The following is an 11,985-nucleotide window of genomic DNA, read 5'->3' as shown; positions in this document are numbered from 1 at the left end:
TATTTTCTTAACAAAAGGGGTTTCTTCTATACCTGTTTTATGCTTCCACACGTTCAGTCCATGAAGTCGCTGTTGTTTGAAGAACCTTGTTGAGTTCGTCAATGTTCTCAAATCCAGTTGTGCGTAGCCATTCACGAGCTGCTGCCTCACCGTCTTTGATGTAGGCTTCAACTGATCCAGCCCATGTTGCACGTCCACAAAGAACACCGTTGAAGTTTGCGCCTGATTCGTGGGCAAAGACAAGCGTTTCTTGGAAGAGTTTAGCTGATACACCCGCACTCAAGTAGATGTAAGGAAGATTTGTTGCTTCGTCTTGAGCTTTGAAGAAGGCTGCTGCTTCTTCGCGTGTATGAACGACTTCTCCATCACCAAAGCCTTCAACGTATTTCACATTGACTGGAACTTCCACTTTCAAAACATCGATGTTGAAGCGTGGGTCTGAGAAGACTTTCATAGCACCGATAACCTTGTGTGGTTTCACTTTGGCATATTCTGCAGAACCTGCGTCAGAGATTTTTTCATCATAGGCAAGAATTTCAAGGAAGAAAGGAATGTCTTCTGCCACACACTCTGAACCAATGCGTTCGATATAGGCTTGTTTTTGTTGGTTGAGTTCATCAGAGCTATCTACGTCATAGTAAAGCAAGAATTTGACTGCATCTGCACCTTGTTCTTTGATACGTTTGGCAGACCAAACATCCAAGCAGTCAGGCAAGCGTTTAGTGCTAGTTGTGTCATAACCCGTTTTCTCATAAGCAAGGAGAAGACCAGCATTGGCATCAAGCGCTTTTGTAGCTGGAAGACCATACTCTGGGTCAAGAAGCATAGAGGATGCGTATTTAGTCAATTCATCTGCTACCAATACTTTGAGTTCTTCCATTTGAGCCACTGTTGGCTCTTCTGCTTGGTATTGAGCCATGAGGCGTTTCAAAGCACCACGTTGGTCAAAGGCAAGAGCTGAGATAATGCCGTTCTCGTCAGAGAGTTTTTGCAAGCAAGCTACTTTATTGGGACTTAATTGTAATTTACTCATAGACACTTCCTTATTTTTGATATTCATGAATGATCACACCTTGCACCACACGGTTTACGGTACCAGTAGGAGACGGCGTATCTGGTTTATTTTCGACCTTAAGCGAAGTCAAAAGGGCAAAGAGTTGAGCATATACGATGTAAGGGAAGACACGGTAAATATCGTTCAAGACACCGCCACAACCAAGGGCCACTTCTTTGACATTTTCAAGACCAAAGGCTTGATCACTCAAAAGAACGACACGACGAGCAATCTGGTCACCAGCCACTTCACGAACCAAGTCCAAGTCGTACTTGCGAGTGTAGTCTGTCGTTGTACCAAATACCAAAACAACTGTATCTTCGTTGATCAATGATTTTGGACCGTGACGGAAGCCGACTGGGCTTTCATACATAGTCGCCACCTGACCAGCTGTTAATTCCAAAATCTTCAACTGAGCTTCATGAGCAAGTCCAAAGAAAGGACCAGCACCCAGGTAGATAACACGGTTAAAGTCAAGGTCTACCAGCTCTTTAACATCTGCTGCATTGTCTAGAACTTTGCGGGCAAGGCTAGACACAACTTCAAAACGTTCAGCTTTCACAGCAAATTCTGTAGGATCAAAAACCAAGAGAGCTGTTAGCATCATGGACGTAAAGCTAGAAGTCATGGCAAATCCAGCGTCATTGGAAGCAGCTGGTTGCAAGAGCAAAAGATTGCGGTCATCGCCATGAGCTTGAAGAGCCAATTTACCATCTGCAGCACATGTAATGGTCACTTGATAGAGGTCATCAACCAAGGCTTTAGCCAAATCAACAGTTGCCACACTTTCAGGCGAATTTCCACTACGAGCAAAGGATACAAGGACAGTTGCCACATCTTTTTTTAGATAGGTTTCTGGATTGGCTACGATATCAGTTGTCGCAATGGCATTGAAATTCCATTTGCGTTCGTCATAGACTTCCTTAAAGTGTGGTACCAAGGTATCTCCCACATAAGCAGAAGTACCAGCACCCGTCAAGATAACCTTGATATAGTCATGTTTATCAGCGATTCCTTGCAAAAAGGCTGCAATTTCTTCTCGTTTTGCTTGATAGGCTTCAAAAGCTTCTTTCCATACATCAGGCTGTTGGTAGATTTCACGAGTCGTGATTTCTGCACCCAGTTCAAGTAATTCTTCTTTTGTGTAATTTAGCATAGAGTTCCTCTAATCTATTGTTGTTTCATTCCTATTGAAAATATGGGAATGGGAGTGACTCCCATTCCCATGTATATTCTATACAAGCTGTTCTAACGGTTTAGCCGTTGTCACATCTTATTGAATTGAGTTCCAACTAAAATCTTGGGGAAAAAGACCGATTATCGTCGGAGCATCGCTCCGTCCTCCTATCGCCTATTTTCCCTGTGATTTTCACGTTGTCACATCTTATTCATCTTCGTCATCATCGAAGCCTGCTAACAAATCGTTGACTTTTACGATGCTTTCTGCAGCACGGCTCTTGTAGTCCGCATCTGCACCTGTAAGACTCGCATTGATAAATTCAATCACCATTGGAAGATTCATCCCTGCGTAGAGTTCAATGTCGCGACCTTCCATGATCAAACGGCTTACCACGTTACAAGGTGTACCACCGAGAAGGTCCGCAAAGACTAGGAAATCATCCAATCCTTCGATAGCAGCTTCAAATTTTGCAGTAAATTCTTCTGGACCATCTTCTGGAAGAAGAGCCACTGCATGAATGTTGTCCTGTGGACCCATGATCATTTCTGTGCTACCTTTAAGTTCTTCACAGAAACGACCATGACTCACCAAAATTAATGATTTACTCATAAATTATGCGCCCATTCCAAGTACAAATTTACCAAGAGCAGAAAGACCTACTGCAAGAACGATAATGATACCGATCGCTTTAGTAGAGTTCATACCTTTCTTACCAAGCAACCAGAAGATAAAGGCAGTAAAGATTGCTGGAAGCAAGCGTGGGAAGATTGAGTTCAAGATGTCCTGGAAGTCAATCATTTTTTCACCGATTGGCAATTTATAAGAAACTTCAAAGTTGATCAATGTTGCTACAAGAGCACCCATCATGAAGACACCAAGTACAGATGCAGCGTCAATCAAAGCTGTCAAGGTACTTTGCATGTTGTTGATAAGGCTAACCCCTTCTTTGTAAGCAAATTCCAATTGTTTCCAACGGAAGATGTCATAAGCAACTGCAACTGCGATCCAAAGGAAGATACCCCAAGGTTGGCCAGCGATAGCCATAGTTGCTGCGACTGACCCCATGATAGCAGGTACAAGTGAACCAAAGATTGTATCTCCAAGAGGAGCGAATGGTCCCATCAAACCTGTCTTGATACCGTTAACGGCGTCTTTTGCACCCACACCATCTTTTTCTTCCATGGCAAGGTCAAAACCAGCGATAATGGTATGGAAGAATGGTGAAGTATTGAAGAATTGAGTATGAACTTTCATCATTTCTTTCAATTCAGGAGTGCCATCCCCATACATTTTACGCAACTGAGGCAAGATCATGTAAAGGTAACCAGAAGCTTGCATACGTTCGTAGTTCCAACCTAATTGGAAAGTAAACAAGCTACGTTTGTTGATTTGATTAAAATCTTCTTTTGTAAGTTTGTAATTAGAATTCGTCATCTTCGATTTCCCCACTTTCTGATGGTGTAGAAGGTGCTGCTACAGCTACTTTTTGGCTATTTTTGAAGTGAAGCACTGCTAGGAAGATACCTACGATAGAGATACCAATCATAGACAATCCTTTGAAGTTGTTAGCAAAGCCAATCTTTTCAGCAACATCAGCAGGAAGAGTACCAAGGATACCCGCAACAGCGCCACCAAGACCTGTTACATATGAGTAAAGAACAGTCAACATAGCTGTCAAACCGAATCCCATTGCAAGGTAGTGAAGGTTACGTTTAACTGGAAGGTAACGAAGCAAGATTGCAAATCCAAGACCTGGAAGCATACGACCTGCAAGTGTCAAACCGTCTGCAACCCATTGGTATTCTTTAACAAGGTCTACTACTGATTGTACGAAAGCACCACCAAAAGCAAGAGCGAAGAATACTGGAAGGGCACGTGAAAGAGCCCATGGAAGCGCACCAAGTAGGTAGTTGCGTTCGATACCTTTGTAGTCAAAGCGTTCGATCGCAGCATCAATACGGTGTGCAAAGAAAGTAGTTGTCATACGTCCAAGAACGTCGAAGTATGTCAAAAGTGCTGCTACTGGTACAGCGATTGTTGTAATCGCAAGATCTGTATCAATACCTTGAGAGATAGAGAATGCTGTTGCAAGAACCGCACCAGAAGTTGCGTCGATACGAGAAGCACCACCGAAGGTACCAACCCCGAGAACGAACAACTGCAAGCTACCACCGATAAACAAACCGGTTGTCAAATCTCCCATAATCAAACCAGTAATAAAACCAGCAAATACAGGGGAACCTGCAGATGAAACGATTGTCAACTCATCACAGATTTGATAAGCTGAGTACAAAGTGAGAAGTAAAATTTGCCACCATTGTATCATAACAATGACCTCCTAAAAATTTTTTCCTATTTTAATAAACTCAAAAAGTCTGATACGGGATCGTTTGGAACCATTTGAGCAGTGAGTTTCACACCTTTGTCTGCTAGTTTGTGGAAGTCTTCCACATCCTTGTCTACCACGTTGATAGAACGTGTGATAGGGCGAGTTTCTGGTGTTTGAGACATATTGCCTACATTGAGTGTTTCAAGCGGAACACCTGCTTCAACCAAACCAAGGAAACGGTCTGGTTTACGTGCAACGATAAAGAGACGTTGGCTATCGTATTTACCAGCAAGGATATTTGCTGCTGCTTTCTCAATTGGCAAGATACTAAGCTTCACACCTGGTGGTGTAGCAAGTTTCAAGCCGCTCTTTTCAATATCGTTGTTAACGACTTCATCGTCTACAACCATAATGCGCGAAACATTTAGTTTCCCTGCCCAAAGATTGGCTACTTGACCGTGGATCAAACGTCCATCGATACGGCATCCTACAATTGTCATAAGTTTTCCCCCTTTATGTGTTTTAGTGTAGGTTTACGAGTTAAATGAATCTCTTCTTTGTATTCGCCCTCAGTTTCAAAGATGATGATGCGATTAGCACCTTCCTTGAGATAGCTATGAGGGATATAAAGCGAGAGGGTCGGGCCGACGTTCCAGAAACGCCCTAGGTGACGCCCGTTGACAAAGGCAACTCCCTTACCAAACTCAGACAAGTCTAAGTAGGTATCTTTTGGCTCTTCGACCGTAAAGTCGAAAGCGTAAAAGGCTGGTTGTCCTTCTGTCCATCCTTTTGAAAAATCAATCTTCTCAGGATTATCCAGTGGTAGTGGGTATTGTTTCCAATTCAGTAAGAAATGTAGATCCTTGCAGACACCTGTACGAATTCCTTTACGTTGCGTATCTGCCAAGAACTTATGTCCGTAGTTGACACGCCCCATATTTTCAATCAAGATGTCAATCTCCGAAAAGCCTTCTCGGTTGCCCTGACAGTAGATATCTTCACCAATCTCTGTCTGGTATTGAGTAGCAATCCATTGACCATCTACAAAGAGTTGAGCTCGGTCACGTCCATCGATGATACGGAGACGTTCCTCTTCTGCATCCCAACTTGCCTCAGTGCGGTAGAGAAGGTAGCCACAACTTTGACCAAGTTCTTCCATCGCTTTTGGATAGAGGCTTTCAGTAGGACTAGAGAGATTATCCAGGGTTTCAAACAAGGAAACTTTTTCGACTAGTGGAATAGACCCTATCTCCATGCTTTCCTTATAGAGCGGTTCCAACTGTGGATACTCTGGGAAGTGTGTTGCCATCATCTTCTTGACTGCTAGGTATTTAGCAGTTGGATTTCCTTCTTCATCGAGAAGGGCATCATAGTCGTAAGATGTGACTTGTGGCAAATCCAGAGTTCCTCGAGCTGAGCAACCATTCATGAAACCAAAGTTTGTTCCACCATGGAACATGTAAAGGTTGATAGAGCCTTGCTCCAATACCTCTCGAACAGCCTCTGCCAATTCTTTTGGATCACGAGTGATGATGGGTTCTTTCCAACGGTTGAACCAACCATCCCAGAATTCCATACACATGAGGGGCCATTTTTTGCCATGCTCATCAAAGAATTCCTGCATCTGTGAAAAGTTGTACGGAGCTTTAGAACCGAAGTTCCCTGTCACAAAGAGGTCATCTTCGATCAAGGTTCCGGCTTTCAGAGTAGCCCTCCAAGGACCATCTGAAGTAAAGAGTGGGCAATCAATCCCTCGGTCTTCCATCAATTTCCGAATCGCTCGTAGATAAGACTTATCTTCTCCATAAGAGCCATATTCATTTTCGACTTGCATCATAAGAATGTTTCCGCCATTATCCAACAAGCGAGGCACAAGCCTTGGCAATAATTGGTCATAATAGCGAGCAACAGCCTCGATGTAGGCTGGGTCGGACGAGCGAATTCGCATGTCCTTGGTCAAGAGCCAAGCCGGCAAGCCACCAAATTCCCATTCTGCACAGATAAATGGAGACGGGCGTACAATGGCATAGAGACCCAGATCTTGTGCTATTTGAAGAAATCTCTCCAAATTTCTGGCACCTTCAAAATCAAACTCCCCTTCAACAGGTTCGTGTAAATTCCAAGCCACATAGGTCTCGACTGTATTAAAGCCAAGCGCCTTTAAGTTATAGAGAGAATGATACCAATCCTCTGCTGGAATCCTAAAATAATGAATGGCGCCGGACAAAATCTTGAACGGTTTTTCGTCTAAATAGAAATCGTCCTCAATTTTAAATCTTGTCATGTTATTACCTCTGACGAATTAAGTTTGCGCTTTCATTTATTATAATATTAACTATAATCAAATCTTTTGCATTTGTCAATAGGTTTTAGAAAATTATTTAAAATTTTTCTATTTTTTTACTTACTGTTTACCGAAATTATCTAAAAATAGCATGAAAACGATCTTTTTATGTATGATAATTCACAAGAACATCAAATGAATTTTTTTACATGTAAAATAACATTTTTAGTCTATTATTTTAATTTTTTGACCTTAATACTACTCTTTTCTTTATATTTGTGGTAAAATCAAAATTGGAGAAAGAGAATCGAGGTGAAATTTATGGCTATTCCTAAATACCAATATATTAAAGATGAATTAAAAAACAAAATCATCTCTGGTCAATTTGCAAGTGGAGATAAATTTTATACAGAAGCCGAATTGATCGCGATGTACGATGTGAGTTCAATCACAGTTGTACGTGCTTTGAATGACCTTGCTAAAGACGGCTACATTGTCCGCCAACAAGGTAAAGGTACTTTCGTTTCACGTGCCCGTAAGCACAAACTCGTTGAGTTTTCAGATGTCGAAATCTTTGAAACAAAAGACGATAAAGTTACTGTCCTTTCTATCGAGCGCGGAAACAAACTTGAATATTTAGATAAACTTGGACTACGTGGAGATCAATTCTACTATAAGATTGAACGTATTCGTCAGACAAACGACGTGACATACATCTACCACACATCTTATATTCCTGAGCAATACATCAATGCCAACTATCCAAATCTTGACTATTATAGCTCTATCTATACACGTTTCAAATTGGATTACCGCATTCACATGAGTGATGAACATTTTGAGGAAATCAACGAAATCGCATTCCCAACACCAGAGCATGCTGCTTCTGTACTCGGAATCGATACACAATTCCCAACTGTCTTCCAAACGAAGACTACAAAACTTGAGGCCACTGGCCAAGTCCTTGCCTATAGTGAAACTTATAAGCGAGCAGACTACTACAAAATCAAATTCATCTCATGTAACCGAGGTCATTAAGAAAAAGCCTGAGCCTAGCTCAGGCTTTTTCTCTATTCATTATAGCACGAGAAAGAAGTTGTGAAAACGCTATGAAGGGCTCTTATTTAATTAGTAGCATTTTTACTAAAAACAAGGTAAAATTTCGTTTGGTTTTTCCTCGGTTTTATCCCTTATTAGCAAATTTCTCCTAAATCTTATGATTTCCTCTATTTATTATAGTTCTTATATAAACCCACTTGACATTTTACTCCGCAGATAATAAAATAAAATTGGTTTTATGTAAACGCTATCATATATGATAATAACAAGGAGGTTTTGTCATGAAACTAGAAAAGAAACAGCGCTTCTCCATCCGTAAATACGCGGTTGGGGCAGCTTCTGTACTTATAGGATTTGCTTTTAGCGCACAAGTCGTATCTGCCGACGAGATTACTCCAGCTCCAACAGCTGTAGAAACTGTTCAAACGATTCAGGAGAGTCCACAAGCAACCGAAGAAGCTGTAGACTCCAAGGTTCCAGAAAAACTGGAAGAAAAGGCTGACAAACCTGTAAAAGAGGAGGTCAAAGAAGACCAGGAGGCTCCTCAAACAGTTGCTCCAACAACCGAAGAGTCAAGCGCACCAGTTGTGACAGAAAATGCTGCTCCAACTCCTAGCGCCGAGAAAAAAAACCCTGCCCCAGCTGAAACTCCTGCCGAAAGCACTCCTTCCGAAAAGAAAAATGAAGTCGTCACACCTGTAGTAGCCGCTCCTAGCACAGAACGAGCAGCTCAGGTAAATGAAAAACTGGCAAAACGAAAAATGATCTCAATCGACGCTGGACGCAAGTACTTCTCTCCAGACCAACTCAAAGAAATCATCGACAAAGCCAAACACTACGGCTACACGGATCTTCATTTACTAGTTGGAAACGATGGCATGCGTTTCATGTTGGACGACATGACCATCAAAGCCAATGGCAAAACCTATGCAAGTGACGATGTCAAACGTGCACTCGAAAACGGAACTGATGCCTACTACAAGGATCCAAACGGCAACCATTTGACAGAGAGTCAGATGACGGACTTGATCAACTATGCTAAAAATAAAGGTATTGGTCTCATCCCAACTGTAAACAGCCCTGGGCACATGGATGCGATTTTGCATGCCATGAAAGAATTAGGTATCCAAAAACCGAACTTCAACTACTTTGGTAAGGAATCTGCTCGTACTGTTGACCTTGATAACAAAGAAGCGGTTGCATTTACCAAAGCTCTGATCGACAAGTATGCTGCTTACTTCGCTGGCAAATCTGACATCTTCAATATCGGACTAGACGAGTACGCCAATGATGCTACAGACGCTAAAGGCTGGAGCGTTCTTCAAGCCTATAAATGGTATCCAGAAGATGGTTTCCCAGACAAGGGTTATGATAAATTTATCGCCTACGCTAATGACCTTGCTCGTATCGTCAAATCTCACGGACTCAAACCAATGGCCTTTAACGACGGTATCTACTACAATAGCGACATTAGCTTTGGAACCTTTGACAAAGACATCATCGTTTCAATGTGGACTGGTGGATGGGGCGGATACGACGTCGCTTCTTCTAAACTTCTAGTTGAAAAAGGCCACCAAATCCTTAACACCAACGATGCTTGGTACTATGTTCTAGGACGGAATGCAGATGGTCAAGGCTGGTACAACCTCGACCAAGGACTCAATGGTATCAAGAATACTCCAATCACTTCTGTACCAAAATCTGATGGGGCTACTATCCCGTTCATCGGTGGTATGGTAGCTGCTTGGGCGGACACCCCATCTGCACGCTATTCACCATCACGCCTCTTCAAACTCATGCGTAGCTTCGCAAATGCCAATGCTGAATACTTCGTAGCTGACTATGAGTCTGCTGAGCAAGCTCTGAAAGAAGTCCCAACAGACCTTAACCGCTATACTGCGGAAAGTGTCGCAGCTGTCAAAGAAGCTGAAAAAGCCATTCGCTCACTCGATAGCAACCTCAGCCGTGCCCAACAAGACACCATTGACCAAGCAATCGCAAAACTCCAAGAAGCTGTCAGCAATTTGACCTTCACACCAGAAGCTCAAAAAGAAGAAGACGCGAAACGTGAAGTTGAAAAACTTGCCAAAAACAAGGTAATCTCCATCGATGCTGGCCGTAAGTACTTCACGCTTGACCAACTCAAACGCATCGTAGACAAGGCGAGCGAGCTCGGCTACTCTGATGCGCATCTCCTCCTAGGAAATGACGGACTTCGCTTCCTACTTGATGACATGACCATCACAGCTAACGGCAAAACCTATACAAGTGATGATGTCAAAAAAGCCATCATCGAAGGGACAAAAGCTTACTACGATGATCCAAACGGAACCACTCTTAGTCAAGCTGAAATCACTGAATTGATCGAGTACGCAAAATCAAAAGGCCTCGGACTCATTCCAGCGATCAACAGCCCAGGCCACATGGATGCCATGCTCGTCGCTATGGAAAAACTTGGAATCAAGAATCCTCAAGCCAACTTTGACAAGGTCTCCAAAACAACCATGGACCTCGAAAACGAAGAGGCGATGAACTTTGTCAAAGCCCTCATCGGCAAGTACATGGACTTCTTTGCAGGCAAGACTAAGATCTTCAACTACGGTACAGACGAATATGCCAATGATGCTACCAACGCGCAAGGCTGGTACTACCTCAAATGGTATGGACTCTATGGCAAGTTTGCTGAGTACTCTAACACCCTTGCTGCCATGGCCAAAGAAAGAAGCCTTCAACCAATGGCCTTCAACGATGGTTTCTACTATGAAGACAAGGATGATGTCGAGTTTGACAAGGATGTCATCATCTCTTACTGGTCTAAGGGATGGTGGGGTTACAACCTTGCATCTCCTCAGTACCTGGCAAGTAAAGGCTACAAATTCCTTAACACCAACGGAGACTGGTACTACATTCTCGGTCAAAAACCTGAAGATGGTGGTGGTTTCCTCAAAAAAGCAATTGAAAACACTAAAAAAACACCATTTAACCAGCTTGCTTCTACCAAGTATCCTGAGGTAGACCTTCCAACAGTTGGAAGTATGCTTGCCATCTGGGCAGATAGACCAAGCGCTGAGTACAAGGAAGAAGAAATCTTTGAACTCATGACTGCCTTTGCAGACAATAACAAAGACTACTTCCGCGCTAACTACAATGCACTCCGTGAGGAGCTTGCTCAAATCCCTGCAAACTTGGATGGATACAGCAAAGAAAGTCTCGATGCTCTAAATGTAGCTAAAGAAGCTCTCAACTACAACCTCAACCGTAACAAACAAGCCGAGTTAGACGCTCTCGTAGCCAAACTCAAGGCAGCCCGCCTAGGCCTTAAACCAGCAGCAACCCACTCAGGAAGCCTCGATGAAAACGAACTAGCTGCCAATGTTGAAATCAAACCTGAACTCATCACAAGAGCAGAAAAGATTCCATTTGAGGTTATCAAGAAGGAAAATCCGAACCTCCCAGCTGGTCAGGAAAAGATCATCACACCAGGTGTAGATGGCGAACGCACTCATTACATCTCTGTCCTTACTGAAAATGGGAAACAAACAGAAACTGTCCTAGATAGCCAAGTAACCAAAGAACCTGTGACCCAAGTGGTTGAAATCGGCACTCCTATTACGCACAAAGGAGATGAATACGGTCTTGCTCCAGCCGCAGAGGCAAAACCAAGACTGGACATCCAAGAGGAAGAGATTCCATTCACTACCGTAACACGTGAAAATCCGCAATTACCACTCGGACAAACGCAAATCGTCGTTACTGGTGTAAATGGTCGCCGTACGATTTTCTACTCTGTCAGCACCACTGCTGACGGCAAGGAAGAAAGATCCCTTGTCAATAGCGCGGTATCGCAGGAAGCAGTCGCTCAGGTGGTCGAAGTCGGAACTGCCGTTGAGAAAGCTGAGCAAGCTGAACCGACTACTAGCAAAGCAGATGAAAAACAACTCCCTGCAACAGGAAGTCAAGACTCTGCAGGCTTGGTCGCAGCAGGACTCATGGCCACACTAGCAGCCTACGGACTCACTAAGAGAAAAGAAGATTAACCCCCTTCGATAAGCATACAAAAAAGCGAGATTGAATCTCGC

At 43.1% G+C, this 11,985-nt stretch carries 9 protein-coding genes; 2 read left to right on the top strand and 7 right to left on the bottom strand.

The window, feature by feature from the left end; all coding sequences use genetic code 11:
- Window positions 1-37: 37 nt before the first annotated feature.
- The 7 genes from lacD to NML69_RS07990 form a co-directional block, all read right to left on the bottom strand.
- A complete protein-coding gene (gene lacD, locus NML69_RS08020; protein WP_254726244.1) occupies window positions 38-1,033 on the bottom strand; it encodes a tagatose-bisphosphate aldolase in 996 nt (331 codons plus the stop codon).
- Window positions 1,034-1,043: 10 nt separating this feature from the next.
- Complete coding sequence (locus NML69_RS08015; protein WP_254726239.1) at window positions 1,044-2,210, bottom strand: SIS domain-containing protein; 1,167 nt, start codon at window positions 2,208-2,210, stop codon at window positions 1,044-1,046.
- Window positions 2,211-2,438: 228 nt separating this feature from the next.
- Window positions 2,439-2,843 (bottom strand): PTS sugar transporter subunit IIA, encoded by a 405-nt coding sequence (locus NML69_RS08010; RefSeq protein WP_000045700.1) that lies wholly within the window; start codon window positions 2,841-2,843, stop codon window positions 2,439-2,441.
- 3 nt (window positions 2,844-2,846) lie between these two features.
- Entirely contained in the window at window positions 2,847-3,668 is an 822-nt protein-coding gene (locus NML69_RS08005) for a PTS system mannose/fructose/sorbose family transporter subunit IID (protein WP_254726234.1), read from the bottom strand.
- Complete coding sequence (locus NML69_RS08000; RefSeq protein ID WP_254726231.1) at window positions 3,655-4,560, bottom strand: PTS mannose/fructose/sorbose/N-acetylgalactosamine transporter subunit IIC; 906 nt, start codon at window positions 4,558-4,560, stop codon at window positions 3,655-3,657. Before NML69_RS08000 ends, NML69_RS08005 begins: the two co-directional genes overlap by 14 nt.
- A gap of 26 nt (window positions 4,561-4,586) precedes the next feature.
- Window positions 4,587-5,063, bottom strand: coding sequence for a PTS system mannose/fructose/N-acetylgalactosamine-transporter subunit IIB (locus tag NML69_RS07995; protein ID WP_254726228.1), 477 nt, complete (start codon window positions 5,061-5,063; stop codon window positions 4,587-4,589).
- Window positions 5,060-6,847: a beta-galactosidase family protein gene (locus NML69_RS07990; RefSeq protein ID WP_254726225.1), complete on the bottom strand. Its 1,788-nt coding sequence runs from the start codon at window positions 6,845-6,847 to the stop codon at window positions 5,060-5,062. Before NML69_RS07990 ends, NML69_RS07995 begins: the two co-directional genes overlap by 4 nt.
- A 321-nt stretch (window positions 6,848-7,168) precedes the next feature.
- Here NML69_RS07990 and NML69_RS07985 point away from each other — a divergent pair, with 321 nt between their 5' ends.
- Window positions 7,169-7,885 carry a GntR family transcriptional regulator gene (locus NML69_RS07985; RefSeq protein ID WP_001007181.1) on the top strand — a complete coding sequence of 239 codons (717 nt, stop codon included), beginning with the start codon at window positions 7,169-7,171 and terminating at the stop codon, window positions 7,883-7,885.
- 302 nt (window positions 7,886-8,187) lie between these two features.
- Window positions 8,188-11,943, top strand: coding sequence for an LPXTG-anchored beta-N-acetylhexosaminidase StrH (strH, locus tag NML69_RS07980; protein WP_254726222.1), 3,756 nt, complete (start codon window positions 8,188-8,190; stop codon window positions 11,941-11,943).
- Window positions 11,944-11,985: the final 42 nt, after the last annotated feature.

The sequence above is a fragment of the Streptococcus sp. CF8-6 genome (assembly GCF_024295845.1).
GTDB lineage: Bacteria > Bacillota > Bacilli > Lactobacillales > Streptococcaceae > Streptococcus > Streptococcus oralis_BO.
This window is presented reverse-complemented; position numbering and strand designations above follow the sequence as displayed.

What these genes read in the sequence shown, in the direction of transcription:
- NML69_RS08000 (WP_254726231.1), bottom strand. Translation starts at nt 4,560, where the DNA reads ATGATACAATGGTGGCAAATTTTACTTCTCACTTTGTACTCAGCTTAT.
- NML69_RS08005 (WP_254726234.1), bottom strand. Translation starts at nt 3,668, where the DNA reads ATGACGAATTCTAATTACAAACTTACAAAAGAAGATTTTAATCAAATC.
- NML69_RS07995 (WP_254726228.1), bottom strand. Translation starts at nt 5,063, where the DNA reads ATGACAATTGTAGGATGCCGTATCGATGGACGTTTGATCCACGGTCAA.
- NML69_RS07990 (WP_254726225.1), bottom strand. Translation starts at nt 6,847, where the DNA reads ATGACAAGATTTAAAATTGAGGACGATTTCTATTTAGACGAAAAACCG.
- NML69_RS07985 (WP_001007181.1), top strand. Translation starts at nt 7,169, where the DNA reads ATGGCTATTCCTAAATACCAATATATTAAAGATGAATTAAAAAACAAA.
- NML69_RS08010 (WP_000045700.1), bottom strand. Translation starts at nt 2,843, where the DNA reads ATGAGTAAATCATTAATTTTGGTGAGTCATGGTCGTTTCTGTGAAGAA.
- NML69_RS08015 (WP_254726239.1), bottom strand. Translation starts at nt 2,210, where the DNA reads ATGCTAAATTACACAAAAGAAGAATTACTTGAACTGGGTGCAGAAATC.
- strH (WP_254726222.1), top strand. Translation starts at nt 8,188, where the DNA reads ATGAAACTAGAAAAGAAACAGCGCTTCTCCATCCGTAAATACGCGGTT.
- lacD (WP_254726244.1), bottom strand. Translation starts at nt 1,033, where the DNA reads ATGAGTAAATTACAATTAAGTCCCAATAAAGTAGCTTGCTTGCAAAAA.